The organism is Methylorubrum sp. SL192 (genome assembly GCF_026672325.1).
Lineage (GTDB): Bacteria > Pseudomonadota > Alphaproteobacteria > Rhizobiales > Beijerinckiaceae > Methylobacterium > Methylobacterium extorquens.
The window spans coordinates 1,720,081-1,740,339 of sequence record NZ_JAPPQV010000003.1 but is presented as its reverse complement, the minus strand read 5'-3'; the positions used below and the strand labels follow the sequence as shown (position 1 = coordinate 1,740,339).

Sequence of the window (20,259 nt, the reverse complement as noted above, 5' to 3'; positions counted from 1 at the left end):
GATACCCGTTACGGATCGAGTCGCATCGCAAGTCCGGCGGCAGCCATATGGGCCTTCGCCTCGCCGACCGTGTGGTGGCCGAAATGGAAGATCGAGGCGGCCAGCACCGCGCTCGCGCCGCCGTCACGGACGCCCGCCACGAGGTCGTCGAGCCCGCCAACGCCGCCGGAGGCGATCACCGGCACCCGCACCGCATCGGCGATGGCGCGGGTGAGCGCGATGTCGTAGCCGGAGCGGGTGCCGTCCTTGTCCATGGAGGTGACGAGGAGTTCGCCCGCGCCCCGCTCGGAGACCGTGCGGGCGAATTCGACCGCGTCGATCCCGGTCGGGTTGCGGCCGCCATGGGTGAAGATCTCCCAGCGCGCGGCCTCGTCCGGACCGGAGACCCGCTTGGCGTCGATCGCCACGACGATGCACTGGTCGCCGAACTTCTCCGCCGCCTCGGCGACGAAGTCGGGGTTCTTCACGGCGGCGGTGTTGATGCCGACCTTGTCGGCGCCCGCGAGCAGGAGCGTGCGCACATCGGCCACATTCCGCACCCCGCCGCCGACGGTGAGCGGCATAAAGCAGGCTTCCGCCGTGCGGCTCACCACGTCGAGCAGGGTGCCGCGCGCCTCGTGGCTCGCGGTGATGTCGAGGAAGCAGAGTTCGTCGGCGCCGGCCGCATCGTAGGCCTTGGCCGATTCGACCGGATCACCGGCATCGCGCAGCTCGAGGAACTGCACGCCCTTCACGACGCGCCCGTCCTTCACGTCGAGGCAGGGGATGATGCGGGTCTTGAGCACGCGTGAATGCCTTCAGGCTGTCGGGGCCGGCGGTCGGAGGGTCGCGATCACGCGGCACTCCCCGCGTCACGGCTCTTGTCACGGCCCTTGGCACGGGCGATGGCGGCGAGCGCTTCCTTCGGGTCGATGCGGCCGTCGTAGAGGGCGCGGCCGGTGATGGCGCCGGCCAGCACGGCGCAGTCCGGCTCCAGCAGCCGCTCGACGTCGGCGATCGAGGCCAGGCCGCCCGAGGCGATCACCGGGATGCTGACGGCTGAGGCCAGCGCCAGCGTCATCTCGATGTTGAGGCCCTTGAGGATGCCGTCGCGGGCGATGTCGGTGTAGATGATGGCGGCGACGCCGGCATCCTCGAAGCGACGCCCGAGCTCTTCCGCGGTCATGCTGGAGGTCTGAGCCCAGCCCTCCACCGCCACGCGCCCGTCCTTAGCGTCGATGCCGACGGCGATGCGCCCCGGATGGAGGCGGGCCGCCTCACGCACGAAGGCGGGATCGCGCACGGCCGACGTGCCGATGATGACGCGGCTCACGCCCTTTTCAAGCCAGCCTTCGAGGGTGCGCATCTCGCGCACGCCGCCGCCGAGCTGCACCGGCAGGCGCACCCGCGCCAGGATCGCATCGACCGCCGCGGCGTTGCGGGGCTCGCCGGCGAAGGCGCCGTCGAGATCAACCACGTGGAGCCAGGAGAACCCCTGAGACTCGAAGGCCGCCGCTTGCGCAGCGGGGTCGTCGTTGAAGACCTTGGCCTGGGCCATGTCGCCTTGAACGAGGCGGACGCAGCGCCCTTCCTTGAGGTCGATGGCCGGATACAGGATCACGCGTCAGCTCGCGAATACGATGTGTCGGACAAAGGCGGCCCTCAGGGGCGCCAGCGCAGGAAGTTGCCGAGGAGCGCGAGACCGAGGTGCTGGCTCTTCTCGGGGTGGAACTGGGTGCCGGCCATGTTGTCGCGCGAGATCATCGCCGTGACCCGGCCGCCATACTCGGCATGGGCGACCACATCCGCCGGCTCAGAGGCCTTCAGCGCGAAGCTATGGACGAAGTAGGCGTGGAGCCCGCCCTCCCCGATCGCGATGTCGCGCAGCAGGGCGTGCTCGCGGTCGAGATGCAGGGTGTTCCAGCCCATATGCGGGATCTTCAATGCCGGGTCGGCCGGCTCGATCGGGGCGACGTCGCCGGGAATCCAATTCAGGCCCGCGGTCTCCTCGTATTCGAGGCCGCGGCTCGCCATGAGCTGCATGCCGACACAGATGCCGAGGAACGGCTTGCCCTGCGCCCTGACGGCCTCGGTCATGGCCTCGACCATGCCGGGCACCGCATCGAGGCCGCGGCGGCAATCGGCATAGGCGCCGACGCCGGGCAGCACCACACGGTCGGCGCCGGCCACAGCTTCCGGCACGTCGGTGACGACGATGCGGGTGCCGTCGAGCCCGGCCTCGCGCGCCGCGCGCTCGAAGGCCTTCGCCGCCGAGTGGAGATTGCCCGATCCGTAATCGATGATCGCGACGGTCTGCTCGCTCACCGTCCACCCTCGCTCGCGGGGAAAAGGCCGATCACCGCATCATCGCCGCGGCGATGCGCCGGGCGGCTCACGGCCGTCGTGGCAAAACCCGTCGTGGCGGCGCCGGGAACCGGCGCGGCATCGAGCCAGCGGGTGGCAGCCTTCAGTTCAGCCTCCTCCTGCGAGCCGGCCATCACCGCGTCCTGGGCGGGCTTGCCCCGGCGGCCATAGGTCCAGCGGCGCAGGCTCGACGCCTCCATGCCGATCAGCAGGCTCACCAGCAATGTGACGATCAGCGCGGCGAAGGGCGAGAGGCCGAGCGCCCGCCCCGCCAGTCCAAGGGCAACGAGCCCCACCAGCACGAGGAGCGCGGCGAGCCAGAGGCGGTGGCGCAGGAACCAGAGCACCGTGAAGGCGAAGGCGCTCCACGAGAAGCCGTCGCGCACGAGATGCGCCTGTTCCAGCGCCCGCGGGTCACCCCGAACCGAGCCCTCGGGAACGTGCAGCGTGTAGGTCCGCATCCTCGCTCCTCCTCAATTGGTCTCAGAGCGATCCCTTGGTGGAGGGAACGCGGCCATCCTCACGCGGGTCGATGGCGACGGCCTTCCGCAAGCTCCGGGCCAGCCCCTTGAAGACGCTCTCGGCAATATGGTGCGCGTTCTCGCCGTAGAGAGTCTCGACATGCAGCGTGATGCCGGCATTCATCGCGAAGGCCTGGAAGAATTCCCGCACCAGTTCGGTGTCGAACCGGCCGATCTTCTCGACGCGGAAGCTCGTGCGGAACACGAGGAAGGGACGACCGGAAATGTCGATCGCGATGCGGCTCAGCGTCTCGTCCATCGGCAGGTGGATGTCGGCATAGCGGGCGATGCCGCGCTTGTCGCCGAGCGCCTGAGCCACCGCCTGGCCCAGCGCGATGCCGGTATCCTCGGTGGTGTGGTGCTGATCGACGTGCAGGTCGCCCTCGACCTTGATCGTCACGTCGAACAGGCCGTGCCGGGCGAACAGCTCCAGCATATGGTCGAGGAAACCCACGCCGGTCGCGATCGTGGCCTTGCCGGTGCCGTCGAGATCGATCGAGACGGACACGTCGGTCTCTGCCGTGCGGCGGCTGATGCTGGCTGTACGCATCGGATACGGGTGTCTGATCCTGAAACGGGCAGCAGGCCTTAGCGGCCGGCCGGGCCTGCCTTGTAGTGTGGTTTTGCCCGGCGGGGGAAGGGTCTTGAAGGGTGGTCTTGGCGGCGATCCTGCCTTAACCGGCATGGGACGGCTCTCGACGTCATCCGCCGGTCATGCCGGCGCGCCAGCCTACCGGGGTCACCGATGCCGAGAAGCCGCATGCTGTCCCGCCGTTCCGTCCTCGCCGCCAGCGCCGCGCTCCTTGCTGCCCGAGCCGGAGCCGCCGACGGGCCGCTGCGCTTCGGCGTGATCGCCGATCCGCAATATGCCGAGGCGCCGCCCAACCCCACGCTCGGCCGCTACTACGCCAACAGCCTCGACAAGATGCGCGCGGCCGTCGCCGTCCTGAACGGCGAGGATCTGCGCTTCGTCGTGACCCTGGGCGACATCATCGACCGCGACGTGGCGAGCTACGACCGCATCCTGCCGATCTACCAGACGCTGCGCCACGAGACCCGGTTCCTGCTCGGCAACCACGATTTCGAGGTGGCGCCCGAACATCGCGGGCGGGTGCCGGGCCTGCTCGGCATGGAGGGGCCGAACTACGACTTCGTGGCGGCCGGCATCCGTTTCGTCGTGCTCGACGGCAACGACGTTTCGCTGTTCGCCCCGCTGCCGGGCGATCCGCGCCGGACGCTGGCGGCGGAGCGCCTGGAGCAGGCCAAGGCGGCGGGGGTCGTCAACGCCAAACCCTGGAACGGGTCGCTCAGCGAGTCGCAGTTCGCGTGGCTGGAGCGAAGACTGGCAGCGGCGCGGACGGCCGGCGAGCGGGTCGTCGTGCTCAACCACTACCCCATCGCACCCGAGAACCCGCACAATCTTTGGGATGCCGGCCGGCTCACCAGTCTTCTCGCGGGGCAGCCGCACGTGATCGCCTATTTCAACGGTCACAATCATGCGGGCAACTACGCCGAGCGCGAGGGAATCCACTACGTCAACTTTCACGGCATGGTAGACACGCCGGACAGCTCGGCCTTCGCCGTGGTGGAGATCACGGGCGACCGCCTGGAGATCCGCGGGTTCGGCCGCGAGCCGAGCCGCTCACTGACCCTCAAGACCGCCTGAGGACGCCCGGCTCCGACGGCTCGGAGCACCCTCCATGCGTTTCCTCGTCGCCGCAATTCTCGCGTCGCTCACGGCCTCGCCCGTCCTGGCGGACTTCCCCTGCGACGAGCTGTGGGGCGAGCGCAACGCGATCTACAAGGACGCCGGATACTGCTTCCGTACCGAGCGCGCGATCCGCGCCTTCGGCAATTCCGGATGCAAGTACGACAAACTGGCCGACGTGCCGCTCTCCGCCCGCCAGCGCGCCGACATCGCCGACATCCAGCGCCAGGAACGCGAGAACGGCTGCGCGCGCTGATTTCTTTGCAGGCGCTCTCCGTTACGGCGAGCACCCGCCTCTCCCCGCATCCTGGGAGCGGCGGACGCATCATCGAGCGATGGGGCAGTCCGCCGCAGCAGCCGTCAGCCGTTCAGCACACGCCCGGCCACCGCATCGAGCTTGGCCAGCAGCTCCGGGTCACGGTGCGCGGGCGCCGTCATGATCGCGCCGTCCAGCGCCCGGTGCGAACCCGCCGGGCACTCCTCGCGCTCTTCGGGGAAGTCGCGGGCGACGCGGGACACGAGCTGGGCTGCCTTGTCGGCGTTGGCGCGGGCGACGGCGATCACCGAGGCCACGTCCACGCTGTCATGGCTCGGGTGCCAGCAATCGTAGTCCGTCACCATGGCGATGGTCGCGTAGGTGATCTCGGCCTCGCGGGCGAGCTTGGCCTCCGGCATGTTGGTCATGCCGATGACGTCGAAATTCGCGGCCTTGTAGTGCTTCGACTCGGCCATGGAGGAGAATTGCGGCCCCTCCATGCAAACGTAGGTGCCGCCCTTGTGGACCGTGATGCCCTCGGCTTCCGCCGCGGCGGCGATGCGCCGCTGCAGCAGCGGCCCGACCGGGTGGGCGAAGGGCACATGGGCGACGCAGCCATTGCCGAAGAACGAGGTCGCGCGCCCAACGGTGCGATCCACAAACTGATCGACCAGCACGAACAGGCCGGGATGCAGCTCGTTGCGGAACGAGCCGCAGGCCGAGAGCGAGACGATGTCGGTCACGCCCGCCCGCTTCAGCACGTCGATGTTGGCGCGATAGTTGATGCCGGTGGGGGAGAAACGGTGGCCGCGCCCGTGGCGGGCGAGGAACACCACCTTGGTCCCACCGATGCGGCCGATCCGCAGCGCGTCGGAGGGCTCGCCCCAGGGCGACGTGATCGCCTCTTCGCGGACATCCTCCAGGCCGGGCAGGTCGTAGACGCCCGAGCCGCCGATCACGCCGAGAACCGCTGCCGTCATGCAATAATCCCTTGTGTGTAGATTGTGGCCAAGGCCGAGAGGCACGCGGCGCATCCGCTCTGCGCAACGCGTCGTAAGTCCCGGCGATGACGTTTTAATTGCGCCCGAATCGGTTCGTCCGGGGCTGCGGAACCTTTACCGTACGCGTTCCCCCACACGCAAACGGGCCCGCGAGGGGCCCGTTCGTCGGTTCGGTCGTGGGAGCTTTCGCTCAGTAGGTCTTGTGCAGCTCGGGCTGGAGGCCGTGCACCTCGCCGCCGACCTTCTTCCAGACCTGCTTCTTCACGTAGAACAGCAGACCCGCCAGGACGAAGAGGAACAGGATCACCCGGAGGCCCAGGGACTTGCGGGCCATCATGTGCGGCTCGGCCGCCCAGGCCATGAAGGCCGACACGTCGCGCGAGTACTGGTCCGCCGTCTCCGGCACGACCGGCTCGCCCTTGTCGTTCTTCGGATAGGTGAGCTGGCCGTCGCTGAGCGGCGGCGGCATCGCGATCACGTGGCCGGGATAGTACTTATTGTAGTAGCCGCTATCCGGCATCGTGAAGCCCTTCGGGGCCTCCTCGTAGCCGGTCAGGAGCGCGTGGATGTAATCGACGCCCTGCTCGGAATAGCCGGTGAAGGGCAGCGCATCGAACACGAAGAGCGGGAAGCCGCGCTCGTAGGTGCGGGCCTTGGCCAGCACCGAGAAGTCCGGCGGCGCCTTGCCGCCATTGGCCGCGGCGGCAGCCTTGTCGTTCGGGAAGGGCGACGGGAAGCGATCGGCCGGACGAGCCGGGCGCTCCTTCTCGGCACCGGAATCGTCGAGTTCCTTGACGCTGTAGGTCTCGGCGAGCGCCTTGACCTGCCCTTCCGTGAAGCCGGGTCCGCCCGGCTCCGCGAGGTTGCGGAAGGCGACCAGCCGCATGGAGTGGCAGCTCGCGCAGACTTCCTTGTAGACCTGGAAGCCGCGCTGGAGCTGCGCCTGGTCGAACCGGCCGAACATGCCGGCGAAGCTCCACTTCTCCCGCGGCGGGTTGGTGCCGTGTCCGTCCTCGGCCAGGGCCGAGCCGGCGCCGAGGGAGGCCGCGAGCAGGGTCGCGGCGAAGAGGCGTGCGATGCGCATCGTTGTTCTCTCCCTCGGGCCTTAGGCGCGCTTGGCCGGTTCGGCCGCAGCACCCGCGGGCATGCCGGACCCGCTCACCTGCTTGCCCGGACCAGTCACGGTCTCGAGGATCGAGCCCGGCAGGCGGTCAGGCGTCTCGAACAGGCCGACCAGCGGCATGACGATGAGGAAGTGGGCGAAGTAGTAGATGGTGCAGATCCGCGAGGCGAGGACGTAGCCGCCTTCCGGAGGCTTCGCGCCGAGCCAGCCGAGGATGATGGCGTTGACCAGGAACACCCAGAAGAACACCCGGTAGACCGGACGGTAGTTGCAGGAGCGGACCCGCGAGGTGTCGAGCCAGGGCGCGAAGGCCAGGATCAGCACCGCGCCGAACATCAGGATCACGCCGCCGAGCTTGTCCGGCACCGCACGCAGGATCGCGTAGAAGGGCAGGAAGTACCATTCCGGCACGATGTGCGCGGGCGTCACCGACGGGTTGGCCGGGACGTAGTTGTCGGCGTGGCCGAGATAGTTCGGCTGGTAGAAGATGAACCACGCGAACAGGATCATGAACACCACCACCGCGAACACGTCCTTGATGGTCGCGTAGGGGGTGAAGGGCACGGCGTCCTTGCTCGACTTGATCGGGATGCCCGCCGGGTTGTTCTGGCCCGTCACGTGCAGCGCCCAGACGTGCAGGACGACGACGCCGGCGATCATCCACGGCAGCAGGAAGTGCAGCGAGAAGAACCGGTTGATGGTCGGGTTGCCGACCGAGTAGCCGCCCCAGAGCAGGCTCTGGATCGTATCGCCGACGACCGGGATCGCCGCCAGGATGTTGGTGATGACAGTGGCGCCCCAGAAGCTCATCTGGCCCCAAGGCAGGGTGTAGCCGAGGAAGGCGGTGGCCATCATCAGGAGGTAGATGATGACGCCGAGCAGGTAGAGCACCTCGCGCGGGGCCTTGTAGGACCCGTAATAGAGGTTGCGGAAGATATGGGCGTAGACCGCCACGAAGAACATCGACGCGCCGTTGGCGTGCGCGTAGCGCAAGAGCCAGCCGTAATTCACGTCGCGCATGATGTGCTCGACGCTCTCGAACGCGTTGCCCGCGCTCGGATCGTAATGCATCGCCAGCCAGACGCCGGTGATGATCTGGATGCCGAGGAAGGCGATCAGGATCGCGCCGAAGGTCCAGAAGTAGTTGAGGTTACGCGGAACCGGAAAGGCGACGAAGGACGAGTGCACCAGCCCGACCAGCGGCAGCCGTGACTCGAACCACTTCGCGAGGCGGCTCTTGGGTACGTAGGTCGAGGTCGCGTGTGCGCTGCTCATCGGTTTGCCCGCTCCGGCTTCTCGTGTCCTGTTGTCAGGCGACCGCCTTGCCGCCTTCTTCGCCGATCTTGATCTTGGTATCGGACTCGAAGGCGTAGGGCGGAATCGGCAGGTTGGTCGGCGCCGGGCCGCGGCGCACGCGGCCGACAGCGTCGAACTGCGAGCCGTGGCAGGGGCAGGACCAGCCTTCGTAATTGCCGGAATGGCCGATCGGCACGCAGCCGAGATGGGTGCAGTTGCCGTAGCTTACGAGCCACTGATCGTGGCCCTTCTTCACCCGCGTGTCGAAGGCGGCCGGGTCGATCATCTCGGAGAGCGGCACGGCCTTCATGTCCGTGACTTCCTTCTCCGTCAGCTTGCGCACGAAGATCAACTTGCCGCGCCAGAACACGTTGACGATCTGGCCGTCCTGGATCGGGCTGAGGTCCACGTCGAGCGGCGCGCCGGCCGCGACGGTGGCCGCATCGGGCGCCATGGAGGCCACGAAGGGCCATGCCACCGCGCCGGCCCCGACGGCCAATCCCGCGCCTGTCGCGAGGAACAGGAAATCTCGCTTGGTGCCCTGAGGCCCTTCGTCCGCCAAGGTGGTCCTCCCGTCAGCCGCCGCGCCGAGCCTTTCCGGGCAGCACTCCGGCGATTTCGCCTGCGCGCACCTTGAAGGCTTTCAAATTCGAAATCTGACGCAACGGCAGACACCATCGCGCCGGGGCAATCAATGCGACCGTGGGTCACCGGATTACCGTTTGGGTCGCGCGGCTCTGTGACATGGCAGATGCGAACATGTCTAGACTGCTGCGCTTGAGCGCTGTGCAGTGCCGCAACGTTCCCGATCGATCGTTACCCCGGCGCACCATTCGGACGTTTCGGCCGCCGTCGGGGCCGGCCCGGCACGGGGGCCATGGGCCGATGCGCAAGGTCGCAGGCCGCGGAGCGACCGCGCCGCTTTCTTTTCTCCGGCCTCAAGCGCCGGCGGCCGCCTCCGCGGCCTCAGGCTGCCGCACCGCTCGATGCTTTTCAGGACCGAAGTCCTGAAAAGCCCGCTCCGCGCCGCACACTTCGCGCGGCGAAGCCGCCCCAAGCGGCTTCGGGCGCTTGCACCGCCGAAGAGCACGGGCGTAAACGACGCGTCTTGAGGAGTTTTTCGATGACCGACCGCCAGCCCGGCTTCAACACCCTCGCGATCCACGCCGGCGCGACCCCCGACCCGGCCACGGGCGCGCGGGCGACGCCGATCTATCAGACGACGAGCTTCGTCTTCGACGACGTGGACCACGCCGCCTCGCTGTTCGGGCTCCAGGCCTTCGGCAACATCTACACCCGCATCACCAACCCGACGAACGCCGTGCTGGAGGAGCGCATCGCCGCGCTCGAAGGCGGCACTGCCGCGCTCGCCGTCGCCTCGGGCCACGCTGCCGAATTCCTGACCCTGCACGCGCTGATGCAGCCGGGCGACGAGTTCATCGCGGCCAACAAGCTCTACGGCGGCTCGATCAACCAGTTCAATCACTCCTACAAGAACTTCGGATGGCAAGTGGTCTGGGCCGACACCGACGATCCGGACTCGTTCGAGCGCGCCATCACCCCGCGCACCAAGGCGATCTTCTGTGAGAGCATCGCCAATCCGGGCGGGGTCATCACCGACATCGCCGCGCTCTCGGTGATCGCCAAGCGTCACAACATCCCGCTCATCGTCGATAACACGATGGCGACGCCGTACCTGATCAAGCCGTTCGAGCACGGCGCCGACATCGTCGTGCATTCGGCCACCAAGTTCCTCGGCGGCCACGGCAATTCCATCGGCGGCCTCATCGTCGATGGCGGCACGTTCCAGTGGCAGGGCGATGCGCGCTACCCGATGCTGTCGGAGCCGCGGCCGGAATATGCCGGGATGGTGCTAGCCGAGACCTTCGGCAATTTCGGCTTCGCCATCGCCGTGCGCGTGCTGAGCCTGCGCGATCTCGGGCCGTCGCTGTCGCCGTTCAACGCCTTCCTGATCCTGAATGGCATCGAGACCCTGCCGCTCCGGATGCAGCGCCACTCCGACAACGCCCTGAAGGTGGCGACCTTCCTCAAGAACCACGCCAACGTCGATTGGGTGAGCTATCCCGGCCTGGAGAGCGATCGCTACCATGCGCTCGCGCAGCGCTACACGCCCAAGGGCGCGGGTGCCGTGTTCACCTTCGGCCTCAAGGGCGGCTACGAGGCCGGCGTGAAGCTGGTCTCGAACCTCCAGCTCTTCAGCCATCTCGCCAATATCGGCGACACCCGTTCGCTGGTGATCCACCCGGCCTCGACCACGCACCGCCAGCTCACGGACGAGCAGAAGCGGGCGGCGGGCGCCGGTCCCGAGGTTGTGCGCCTCTCGATCGGTATCGAGGATGCGCAGGATCTGATCGACGATCTCGACGCCGCCCTGCGGGCGTGAGCCTCACCCCTTGCGGGACAGCGTCAGCGCGTCCCGCAGGTCCTGCCCGTCGGTGAGGAGCCGGCCCTCACGGCGCATCCGCGCCAGCAGGGCCCGGTCGGGAAAGCCGCGATAGGGCAGCACCGGAACGGTTCGACCCGCCGGAATCGTCCCCTCGGCGGCGATCTCGCCGAGCACGCGATCGACCAGGAGGCGACCGTGCTCGTGCAAGCGCACGGCTGCGCGCGTGGCTGTGGTGCCGTCGGGTAGCGCGACCGCTTCCTGAGCCAGGATCGCCCCGGCATCGATCGCAGGCGCGAGGCGATGGATGGTGACGCCGAACTCCCCCTTCCCGTCCGCCAGCGCGTGAATCGTCGGCACGGGGCCGCGATGGAGCGGCAGCAGGCTCGGGTGGAGGTTGATCCCGCCGAGCCGCGCACGCGCGAGCGTCGCCGCGGACAGAATCTGGTCGAAGTGGAAGGTGACGATCAGGTCAGGTGCGTGCGCCGCAAAGGCCTGGGCCACCTCGTCGCCATTCACATCATCGACCCACAGTGTCGGAATCCCGAGTTGGTGACACAAAGCGGCGAGCGGCGTCGCTTCGGGCGTCTCGCGGCTGCCGGAGAGGCGCTGGGTCAGGGGCGCGAGCGGGCGCAGCAGATCAGGCAGCCCGAAATTGACGCCGAGATAGGGCAGGAAGCCGGGGCCGGACCGGGCGAGATGCCGCCGGACCTGACCGACGAGGCCGCCGGTCGCCGGCCGCTCGGCCTTGGAGAGGCCGACGAAGGCGATCGCCGCGGCGTGATCCGCCACGAAGCGACGCACGGCGCGGGCGTTCGGCAGCGCCTCCAGCGCGAACAGGGCGATCCGGAGGGGCGGCATCAACGCCGCGGCCGGTTGCGGAAGCGGAAACCGCTGAGACCGGCGCTGCGCAGCCATTCGGGCACCAACAGCGCACCACGGGCGAGCGCGGCGAGGATCGCCGGGAAGGCGATGACGTCGAGGTCGCGCTCCAGCCCTCGGGCGATGCGGGCGGCGGCCTCGTCCGCCGTCATTTCCAGGGGGCGCCAGCCCTTGATGACCCCGCCCATCGGCGTCTTGACGTAGCCGGGCGTCACCACGCTGAGGCGCACGCCGAGCGGCTTCAGCTTCTGGCGGAGCGCAAGGCCGTGGGCGAGGAGCGCCGCCTTGGCGCCGCTATAGGCCGGGGCGTCGGGCAGCGGCGCGTAGGCGGCCAGCGAGGAGATCAGCGCGATCTGCCCCCGGCCGCGCCCGCTCATCAGGGTCACGCAGGGCAGCATCACGTTGAGCGCGCCGGTGAGGTTGATGTCCGCCGTCTCGAAGGCCGTCGCCTCGGTCTCGAGGCCGCCGGACGGGTGCCCGCCGTTCACCGCAGCGTTGACGATAACGAGGTCGAGCGGCGTCGCCGCGTCGGTCTCGCGGATCCAGGCGCCGACCGCCTCCCGCTCGCGCACGTCGATCAGCCGGGTCAGCACCGCGGCCCCGCGCGTCCGGCACGCCTGCGCCACCGCCTCCAGCCGCTCCCGATCGCGGCCCGTAAGCACGAGGCTCGCACCGGTCCCGGCGTAGAAGCGCGCGAGGGCTGCGCCGATGCCGCTGGAGGCGCCGGTGATCAGGATGACGGGCAAGGAGAGGGGGTCTTTCCGCTGATGAGCCGGGTCGTGACCGCGTCGAAGGCCGGCGGTCAATAGGCGGGGGAGAGGTTTCCGTCGCGGCCGGCCTGCTCCAGCGTGTCGCGGGCGGCGGCCAGGGCGGCAGGCGGAAGTGCCGCCTCGAGACGTGGCACAGCCCCGGCCACGGCGCGCTCGATCGCCGAGCGGGAGAAGTAGCCGCCATTGATCTGGGTGCGGTGCATGACGACCCGGAAGAAATCCTGCATCAGCGCCGCGTCGGGTGCCTGCGGGGCACCCCAGAACGTGTCGATGTCGCCCTGATGGGTCAGGCCCGGCATGTTGTAGACCGCCGAGCCGAAGGCCAGCGTCGGCCGACCGCGTTCGAGGGCGAGCATCCCGACGGTGGAGTTCACCAGCACGACGCCGCGGCTGCCGTCGATGAGCTTGGGCAGGTCGCCGCCGTCGATGAAGTCGAGCCGGTCGTTGCAGCCGTGGCGCTTGGCCGATTGGCGGGCGCGCTTGCGCCAGTTCATGATGCCGCTGTCGAGCGGGTGCAGCTTCACCAGTAGCCGCGTCGGCGCCTGCGAATGCTTGGCGAAGGAGGCGATCACCCGGTCCATGAAGCCCTCGACGCCGAGGAACGGCGAGTGGACGCGGATCTGGTAGTCGCTGTCGAGCTGGAGCGGCAGCAGGAAGTAATCGGCGTTGATCGCGTGATAGATCTCGTTCAACCGCGCGGCCTCGCGGCGGGTGCGGCGGCGGCGCACGAACTTCCGGATCCAGCCGGCATATTCGGCGGCGATGTGGTTCGGCCGGTGGGTGCGAAAGCCCGGATAGAGGTACGGAAAGCCGATATTGGCGATGTTGAAGCTGATATCCCACAGGCTGCGCCGGCCCATATCTCCGGTGAGCGGCATGGCCCGTCCGGGCTGCGGCAGCTTGCGCGCCAGTTCCCGGATCTCCTCCGCCCGCTTCGGCAGGGTCGAGTTGCCGTTCACCCCGCCGGCCTCGCACGTGATCCAGTAGGGCCGGATGTAGCCCTCCTCGAACACGTGGATGCGCACGCCCATCGGCTTGGCGACGAGCACCGCCGCCTGATGGTAGGGCCGGCAATCGCCGAACAGCACGATGTCGGTGACGGCATGCGTGCGGATATAGGCTTCGAGATAGGCGTCCCAGCCGTCGCGCTTGCCGCGGTAGTGGTCGGCGGGAAAGGGCCAGAACAACCAGTCGCCGGCCGAGAAATTGATGCGGCGAACCCCGTGGCCGCGCTCCCGCAGGGCGCTTCCGAGGACCGAGAAGAACGGGGAGGCGATCCCCTGCAGGAACAGGAAGGTGGCGGCGCGGGGGCCTATGGCATGGGCACGAGGCTGCGTCATTCCCAGGCGCTCAATCCCTAGTCGTGAAGCGGTGTGCGTTGCGTCATCTGGCCGAACGCCTCTCACGATAGTCCCACGAACGGCAACCGCTGCGCGAGGCGACCGGGAGAATTTGCAGCCTCCGTTGCCGATCGATCACGCCACGACTGTGACGATCGGTCGAGGCACCTCTCGCGCCAGATTGCGGCTCCGTTGTGTCCGGTGCCAATCCATCCCCGGAAAAGTGCGTTCTTCACAGCCGTGGCCGAAGCGCGCCGTACCGCCGGTGTCGGCGCATAGGAAGTTGCAGCCCATGCTCGGACCGGCCTGGGCCCAGGACGAGGCTTGGGCTATGGAGCAGGCCCCGCCATGATCGACCGGCCATGACCGACCTGCGCCCCATCGAGCCGCAAGGCGATACCGGGCTGCCCCGCACCTACCTGCCGCTCGGCCGGACGGTCCGGCTTCTGCGCGCGCAGATCGAGGCGGCAACGGGCGCGTCGCTGACCTTCCGCTCCCCCGGCCCGCCGGCCCTGTGGTCGGCGACGGCAGCGGACGGCAAGGCGGTTCTGCGGGTCGCGCCGGGCCCGCTCCTCAGCCCCTACGATTCGCCGGAAACCGGCCTTTCGAGCCTCCGCCTCAGCTATGCCGGCCGGCCCCTCGGAGGCGAGCCCCCTTCCCCGGACTTCGGCGACCTACTGCGCGCACGCGGCCTCGCCGGCTGCAACCGCTTCGCCCGCTCGCTTCCGGATGGAGCGGCCGATCTTTTCTCAGGGCAGACGCGGCCCAACCTCGCCCTGATCGATCCGCAAACCGCCGCCTCCGGCGCGGCCCAGCGAAGCTTCCTGACGCGGCTTCTCGCCGAGAATCCGGGGACGCGCTTCGTCGCCGCCGGCCCCGACGGATGCCCGCGTGATGGCGTGCCGACCGATCCGCGGCTCACCGTGATCGCGGACCCGGCCGATCCGTGGCTGCTATTTCCCTTCGTGGCGCGCATCCACGTGGCGCGATGGGACGCGGCCTGTGAGCCGGCACTGGCCGGCTTCGAGACCCATTGCCCCGACCCGGCCGCGGGCCCGCGCCCGGCGGATGCGGCGGCGTTCCTGGCGCTCCGTTACGGCATCGGCGTGCACGGCTTCGATCCGTGGACGCGCCGGCCGATCCCGCTCGCGGATGCGGTGGAGCGCGTGGCGTGGCTGCGCGACCGCTTCCTCGGCAACGACCGCCGCGTCGTCCTCGTCGGCGTGTCCGGCTGGAAGCGCGCCGCGCTCGATGTCTTCGCCACCGGGCCGGCGGGACCGCCGCTCCACACCATGATTGCGGACGAGGCGGTAGCGCTCGCTCGCGCGCAGGGCGGCCGGGTCCAGGCCTGGGCGACCCGCTGCCCGGAGCAGCTCCCGCGCCTCTGTGCGGAGGCTGGCTTGCCCTTCGCGCGGATCGAGGACGGCTTCCTGCGCTCGGTCGGGCTCGGCGCCAGCCTGCAGCCGGGCGCCTCCATCGTCGTGGACGATCTCGGCATCTACTACGACCCGCGGGTGGAGAGCCGGTTGGCCCGCACGCTGAAGGAAGCCGAGTTCCCAGCCGGGCTGACCGCCCGCGCCGCCGCCCTGCGCGAATCGATCGTGGCGCGGCGCCTGAGCAAGTACAATGTCGGCCTCGAAGGCGTTGGCGAGGACTGGCCGACGGACCGGCGGATCGTGCTGGTGCCGGGCCAGGTCGAGGACGACGCCTCGGTGTTGACCGGTTCGCCGCAGGTGCGCGGTAACCTCGCCCTGCTGCGGGCTGCCCGCGCCCGCAACCCGGACGCCTTTTTGCTCTACAAGCCGCATCCCGACGTCGAGGCCGGGTTCCGTCCCGGTGCGATCCCGGAGGAGGAGGTGCGGCGGCTCGCCGACCGTGTCGTCGGCGGCCTCTCCATCGTCGACCTGCTCGACCGTTGCCACCATGTCGAGACCATGACCTCGCTGGCGGGCTTCGAGGCGCTGATCCGGGGGCTGAGCGTCGCCGTCCACGGCCGCCCGTTCTATGCTGGCTGGGGTCTGACCGAGGATCTGGCACCGGGGGCGGACCGCGGTCGCACGCTGTCCCTCGACGCCCTGGTGGCGGGTGCGCTGATCCTCTACCCGCTCTATCTCGATCCGGTGGCGATGAAGCCGTGCACGCCCGAGCAACTGCTCGACCGGCTCAGCGAGGCCCGAGCCGCCGCACCGCCCTCGCGTCTCGCCCTCGGCGCGGTCCGTCACGCGACGATGCGGCTGCGCTACGCCCTGATCAATCCGGTCATCCGCCGCCTACGCGCTCGCCGCGGCGTGCGCAGTGAATCCGGCCGCTGAGACAGCATGAGCCTCGCGACCTATTTTGTGCCCCTCGCGGTCGCGCTGACCGGTGCCTTTGCGATCGAGGCGGCGGCCTCGCCGCAGCGCCCGAGCCTCCGGCCCGGCGATCTGGCGATCCGGGCCGCCGGCTACGCGCTGATCACGCTGTTCTGGTTCCAGTTCTCGTGGCGACCCTGGCTCGCGGCCTCCTCCTGCCTGCTGACGCTCGCCATCCTCTCGGTGGTGGACCGGCTGAAGCGCCGGGTGATCGGTGAGCCGGTGGTGTTCAGCGATCTCGCGCTCCTCGCCCAGGTGCCGCGCCACCCGCAGCTCTACTACACCCTGCCGCTCACGGACCTGCGGATCGCCGGGCCTCTGCTGCTCGCCATCGCCACCGTTGTCGCTTGGTACGTCCTGGAGCCTACCGCGCTGCCGACCGGGGCGGGCGCATCCCTCCTCGCGATCCTCGGTTTGCCGGCGGCGCTTACGGCTCTCGCGCTCGCAGGCCTGACGTCGCCCGGGCAGAGAGCCCTTCGCCGCATCTTCCCGCACCCGGACCTCGCCCGTGATGTCGCCCGCTACGGGCTCGTCGCGACGATGATGGGCTACGCGCTGCGCCGCCTCGGCGAAGACGATGCGCGGCCGGTGCCAGCGCGTGGCGAAGGCAGCTCCGACGACGAGGTCGTCGTCGTGGTCCAGCTCGAATCCTTCCTCGACCCCGCCCGCCTCGGCGGTCCGGATCTCCCGGTGATGGCGCGGATCAGAGCGCAAGCGGCGCAGTACGGCCGCCTCGCGGTCCCCGCGCACGGCGCCTACACCATGCGCTCCGAGCACGCCGTCCTTACCGGCCTCGACCCGGAAAGCCTCGGCTTCGGCCGCTACGACCCCTATCTCGCGCGCAAGGGCGAGGAGCCGACCAGCCTCGCCCGGCTCGCCCGCGCCGCCGGGTTCGAGACCGTGTTCGTGCACCCCTTTCACCGCGACTTCTTCGACCGGGCTCGGGTGTTTCAGCGCCTCGGCTTCGAGCGCCTCGTCATGGAGGAGGATTTCGCCGGCGCGCCTCGGATCGGACCCTATATCGGCGACGTCGCCGTCGCTGACCGCATTCTGGCGGAAGTGGCAGAGCGCCAAGGGAGCACAAAAGGCCGCACGTTCGTGTTCTCCGTCACGATGGAGAATCACGGCCCCTGGAAGCCGGGCCGGCTCACCGGCATCGACGAGCCGCTGGCGCAGTACCTCCACCACGTCGCCCATACCGGCCAAGCGATCGAGCGGCTGATCGACGGGCTCGCCGGGCGGCGGGCGACGCTCTGCGTGTTCGGCGATCATGCGCCCTCGCTGCCCGACCTCCGTCCACCTGAATCCCGCCCGATGGCGACGGATTACGCGCTGTTCCGTTTCGGCCGGGACGGCGGCTCGCCCCCCGCCCGGGTCGATCTCACCGCGGCACAGCTCGGCTGTGTCCTGCGGGACGCCGTCACCCCGAAACGTTGAGGATTTGGGGGATAAGCGTAGCCGTGCCACGGTGGTGACGCATTGCTGCGTGAGCCCTCGCCGGCCGTCGGCGCATCGTACGCGTCAATCAAGCATTAGGCCGGGGCCCGTATTCAATGGATCGCAGTGACTGCGTGACGATCGGAAAAGGGACGGACGTGGCTCTGCGCCCCGCCTCGACCCGGATGGAGTCTCCGATGAAGTGCGCTGCGGCCTTGGCAATCCTTGCCGCTGCCCTCGCCCTGCCGGGATGTTCAGTCCTGCCGGCTGCGGGGCCGACGACCTCGGCGATCGAGAGCGGCGCCGACGTCGCCACCGCCGAAGGCCTGTTCGCCCGCTACGAAATCATCGACATCACCCCCGCCCTCGTCGAGGCCCTGCGCACCCGCCCCCTCGACAGCCTCCTCGTCACCTTCGGCGACCATCGCCCCTCGGTCGAGCCGGTGATCGGCGTCGGCGACTCGGTGGCGGTTCAGGTCTGGGAGGCCGGTGCCGGCGGCCTGTTCTCCGGGCCTCTCGTCTCCGACCGCTTCTCGGCCGGCTCGAAGTCCGCCACGATCCCCGAGCAGGTGGTCGGGCCCGATGGCGGCATCACCGTCCCCTATGCCGGCCGCATCAAGGTCGTCGGACGCCGCACCCAGGACGTCCAGTCGCTGATCGAGACCGAACTCGCCGGCAAGGCGATCCAGCCGCAGGTGCTCGTCTCCGTCACCAAGCCGGTCTCGCAATCGGTCACCGTCTCCGGTGAGGCGGCCATGGGCAAGCGCGTGCCGCTGTCGGGCCGTGGTGACCGCCTGCTCGACGTCATCGCCCAGGCCGGCGGCGTGCGCACCCCGGTGGCCGAGACCTTCGTGCGGCTGTCGCGCGGCAACCGCACCGTCACCGTGCCGATGACCACGGTGGTTTCGAACCCGCGCGAGAACATCTTCGTGCGTCCCGACGACACGCTGACCCTGGTGCGCGACCCGCAGACCTTCCTGGCCGTGGGCGCGCTTGGCAACACCACCGAGGTGCCGTTCACGGCGGACGGGCTGACGCTGTCGCAGGCGCTGGCGCGCGCCTCCGGCCTGCGCGAGTTCCAGGCCGATCCGGCGGGCGTGTTCATCTTCCGCTACGAACCGGCGGCGGTGGTGCGGCGGCTGCGGCCGAACTCGCCGTTGCTGTCCTCACCGCAGGTGCCGGTGGTGTACCGGGTGAACCTGCGCGACGCGCAAGGCATGTTCCTGACCCAAAGCTTCCGCATGCGGAACCGCGATCTCGTCTACGTGTCGAGTTCGCCGTTCGCGGAGCTCGGCAAGGTGCTGGGCGTGTTCTCGACCGTGGCCTCGCCCATCGCGGCGGGCGCCTCGGTCTACACCGTCACGCGGTAGAGCATCGTCCCGAACCGTGGCCATCGGCTTTCGCAAAAAGACGATGCAAGAACGAAAGCCTAGCGCATCGTCCGGGTGGCGTGTGGGTGCGGATGGACCGTACACGCCCCCTCCCCTGCGAAAGTCCGCCCCGTTTCGTCGAGATCGCGACTTGCCAAAGGCACAGCCGGCGTCATTCCATGCAGCGAAGGTGATGTCGGATGCGCGGCCGTGCCGGTCCCGAAACGGGAGCCGATACAGGACGGCCGTCCTGACAGACGACAACGGTCCGGACCGGCAGACCTTGGCAAAGGGGCAGCGGGCTGGGAAAGAGGCGCCATGACGGTCCGACGCCCCCTCGCCCTCGGTTCGGCCTCGCTCGCCCTGCTGGCCGGGCTCCTACTCTCGGCTGTTCCGGCGATGGCGGAGGTCAAGGTCGGCGTCGCGGTGCCGCGCACCGGCCCCTACGTCACCGTCGGCGCGCAGGTGCTGCGCGGCGTCGAGGCGGCGGCGCGGGACGCCAATGCGAAGGGCGGCATCAACGGCGAGCCCATCGTGCTCGACGTGCAGGACGATTCCTGTGATTCGAATCAGGCCGTGGCGGTGGCCAACCACTACGTGAACACGGGCGTGCGGCTCGTTGTCGGCCATGTCTGCTCGAATGCGTCGCTCGCGGCCTCTGATGTCTACGCCGCCAACGGAATCGTGATGATCACCGCGGCCTCGGTCGCCGCCAAGCTGACCGACCGCGGCCTGCCGACGATCTTCCGGGTCTGCGGCCGGGACGACGACCAGGCCAAGCTCTCGGCCGCCATCCTCGCCGAGCGGTTCCGCGACCGGCGGATCGCCATCCTCAACGACCTCTCGCCGGCCTCGCGCACCCTCGCGGCGGCGACCAAGGACAACCTCAACCGTATCGGCGTCAACGAAGCGATGGCGGCGGCCTTCCAGCCGAGCGATGCCGACGACGTGGCCCTCGCCGACCGGTTGAAGGCGGCGAATATTGACGTGGTCTATTACGGCGGCGACGCGCAGGAGATGGGCCGGCTGGTCCGCATCGCGGCCGAACGGGGCTTTCGCCCGCAATGGTTCGGCACCTCGGCCATCGCCACGCCGGATTTTGCCAAGATCGCAGGCCCCGCCAGCAACGGCGTGCTGATGACCTTCTATCTCGATCCGAGCCGCAAGCCGGAGGCGCAGGGCGTGGTAGCCGAGTTCAAGGCGCAAGGCGTCGAGGCGGACGGCTCGATGATCTACGGCTATGCCGCGCTTCAGGCCCTGGTAGAGGCCGGCAACTTCGCCCACAGCACGGAGCCCGCGGCGATCGCCAAGGCCCTGCACGGCGAGCGCTTCGATCTGGTGCTTGGCCCCGTCGGCTTCGACGCCAAGGGCGACATCACCGCCCAGGGCTACGTGCTCTACGTCTGGCGCGACGGCAACTTCACGCCTGCCAAATCGAACTGAGCAAATCGAACGGA

At 69.2% G+C, this 20,259-nt stretch carries 19 protein-coding genes; 7 read left to right on the top strand and 12 right to left on the bottom strand.

Annotated elements, in window-relative coordinates; translation table 11 throughout:
* Window positions 1–8: 8 nt before the first annotated feature.
* From hisF to hisB, 5 genes are read right to left on the bottom strand one after another with little or no spacing between them, the layout of a single operon-like run.
* Window positions 9–785 (bottom strand): imidazole glycerol phosphate synthase subunit HisF, encoded by a 777-nt coding sequence (hisF, locus tag OVA30_RS08910; protein ID WP_003597362.1) that lies wholly within the window; start codon window positions 783–785, stop codon window positions 9–11.
* Between the two features lie 47 nt (window positions 786–832).
* Window positions 833–1,600 (bottom strand): 1-(5-phosphoribosyl)-5-[(5-phosphoribosylamino)methylideneamino]imidazole-4-carboxamide isomerase, encoded by a 768-nt coding sequence (gene hisA, locus OVA30_RS08905; RefSeq protein ID WP_015951085.1) that lies wholly within the window; start codon window positions 1,598–1,600, stop codon window positions 833–835.
* A gap of 41 nt (window positions 1,601–1,641) precedes the next feature.
* A complete protein-coding gene (hisH, locus tag OVA30_RS08900; protein WP_268175241.1) occupies window positions 1,642–2,304 on the bottom strand; it encodes an imidazole glycerol phosphate synthase subunit HisH in 663 nt (220 codons plus the stop codon).
* Window positions 2,301–2,804, bottom strand: a complete 504-nt coding sequence (locus OVA30_RS08895; protein WP_268175240.1) for a DUF2628 domain-containing protein — start codon at window positions 2,802–2,804, stop codon at window positions 2,301–2,303. Before OVA30_RS08895 ends, hisH begins: the two co-directional genes overlap by 4 nt.
* 22 nt (window positions 2,805–2,826) lie before the next feature.
* The gene (hisB, locus tag OVA30_RS08890; RefSeq protein WP_268175239.1) at window positions 2,827–3,414 is read right to left on the bottom strand and encodes an imidazoleglycerol-phosphate dehydratase HisB; all 588 of its coding nucleotides are present in this window, start codon (window positions 3,412–3,414) and stop codon (window positions 2,827–2,829) included.
* Between the two features lie 210 nt (window positions 3,415–3,624).
* Here hisB and OVA30_RS08885 point away from each other — a divergent pair, with 210 nt between their 5' ends.
* Together OVA30_RS08885 and OVA30_RS08880 are read left to right on the top strand one after the other, a co-directional pair.
* The gene (locus OVA30_RS08885) at window positions 3,625–4,530 is read left to right on the top strand and encodes a metallophosphoesterase (protein WP_268175238.1); all 906 of its coding nucleotides are present in this window, start codon (window positions 3,625–3,627) and stop codon (window positions 4,528–4,530) included.
* Window positions 4,531–4,564: 34 nt separating this feature from the next.
* On the top strand, window positions 4,565–4,828 hold the full coding sequence (locus OVA30_RS08880) for a YARHG domain-containing protein (protein ID WP_268175237.1): 264 nt from the start codon (window positions 4,565–4,567) through the stop codon (window positions 4,826–4,828).
* Between the two features lie 104 nt (window positions 4,829–4,932).
* On the opposite strand, the gene OVA30_RS08875 is transcribed toward OVA30_RS08880, so the two are convergent.
* The 4 genes from OVA30_RS08875 to petA form a co-directional block, all read right to left on the bottom strand.
* Window positions 4,933–5,808, bottom strand: coding sequence for an S-methyl-5'-thioadenosine phosphorylase (locus OVA30_RS08875; protein ID WP_012253953.1), 876 nt, complete (start codon window positions 5,806–5,808; stop codon window positions 4,933–4,935).
* Between the two features lie 211 nt (window positions 5,809–6,019).
* Window positions 6,020–6,913 carry a cytochrome c1 gene (locus OVA30_RS08870; protein ID WP_003597351.1) on the bottom strand — a complete coding sequence of 298 codons (894 nt, stop codon included), beginning with the start codon at window positions 6,911–6,913 and terminating at the stop codon, window positions 6,020–6,022.
* 21 nt (window positions 6,914–6,934) lie between these two features.
* Window positions 6,935–8,227: a cytochrome b gene (locus OVA30_RS08865; RefSeq protein ID WP_003597348.1), complete on the bottom strand. Its 1,293-nt coding sequence runs from the start codon at window positions 8,225–8,227 to the stop codon at window positions 6,935–6,937.
* A gap of 34 nt (window positions 8,228–8,261) precedes the next feature.
* Window positions 8,262–8,810 (bottom strand): ubiquinol-cytochrome c reductase iron-sulfur subunit, encoded by a 549-nt coding sequence (gene petA, locus OVA30_RS08860; protein ID WP_012253951.1) that lies wholly within the window; start codon window positions 8,808–8,810, stop codon window positions 8,262–8,264.
* Window positions 8,811–9,371: 561 nt separating this feature from the next.
* Here petA and OVA30_RS08855 point away from each other — a divergent pair.
* Window positions 9,372–10,652, top strand: coding sequence for an O-acetylhomoserine aminocarboxypropyltransferase (locus OVA30_RS08855; protein WP_003597343.1), 1,281 nt, complete (start codon window positions 9,372–9,374; stop codon window positions 10,650–10,652).
* Window positions 10,653–10,655: 3 nt separating this feature from the next.
* On the opposite strand, the gene OVA30_RS08850 is transcribed toward OVA30_RS08855, so the two are convergent.
* Genes OVA30_RS08850 through OVA30_RS08840 form a run of 3 tightly spaced genes read right to left on the bottom strand, consistent with a single transcriptional unit; the run spans window position 10,656 to window position 13,644 of the window.
* Window positions 10,656–11,513 (bottom strand): methionyl-tRNA formyltransferase, encoded by an 858-nt coding sequence (locus OVA30_RS08850; protein ID WP_268175236.1) that lies wholly within the window; start codon window positions 11,511–11,513, stop codon window positions 10,656–10,658.
* Entirely contained in the window at window positions 11,513–12,280 is a 768-nt protein-coding gene (locus tag OVA30_RS08845; protein ID WP_268175235.1) for an SDR family NAD(P)-dependent oxidoreductase, read from the bottom strand. Before OVA30_RS08845 ends, OVA30_RS08850 begins: the two co-directional genes overlap by 1 nt.
* Window positions 12,281–12,336: 56 nt before the next feature.
* Complete coding sequence (locus tag OVA30_RS08840; RefSeq protein ID WP_268175234.1) at window positions 12,337–13,644, bottom strand: capsule biosynthesis protein; 1,308 nt, start codon at window positions 13,642–13,644, stop codon at window positions 12,337–12,339.
* A 362-nt stretch (window positions 13,645–14,006) separates the two neighbouring features.
* Between OVA30_RS08840 and OVA30_RS08835 the strand changes: the two genes are divergently transcribed.
* The 4 genes from OVA30_RS08835 (at window position 14,007) to OVA30_RS08820 (ending at window position 20,245) form a co-directional block, all read left to right on the top strand.
* The gene (locus OVA30_RS08835) at window positions 14,007–15,956 is read left to right on the top strand and encodes a capsular polysaccharide export protein, LipB/KpsS family (protein WP_268175233.1); all 1,950 of its coding nucleotides are present in this window, start codon (window positions 14,007–14,009) and stop codon (window positions 15,954–15,956) included.
* Window positions 15,957–15,962: 6 nt separating this feature from the next.
* Window positions 15,963–17,432 (top strand): LTA synthase family protein, encoded by a 1,470-nt coding sequence (locus OVA30_RS08830; RefSeq protein WP_268175232.1) that lies wholly within the window; start codon window positions 15,963–15,965, stop codon window positions 17,430–17,432.
* Window positions 17,433–17,629: 197 nt separating this feature from the next.
* On the top strand, window positions 17,630–18,802 hold the full coding sequence (locus tag OVA30_RS08825) for a polysaccharide biosynthesis/export family protein (RefSeq protein ID WP_268175231.1): 1,173 nt from the start codon (window positions 17,630–17,632) through the stop codon (window positions 18,800–18,802).
* 318 nt (window positions 18,803–19,120) lie between these two features.
* A complete protein-coding gene (locus OVA30_RS08820; protein ID WP_015951072.1) occupies window positions 19,121–20,245 on the top strand; it encodes a branched-chain amino acid ABC transporter substrate-binding protein in 1,125 nt (374 codons plus the stop codon).
* Window positions 20,246–20,259: the final 14 nt, after the last annotated feature.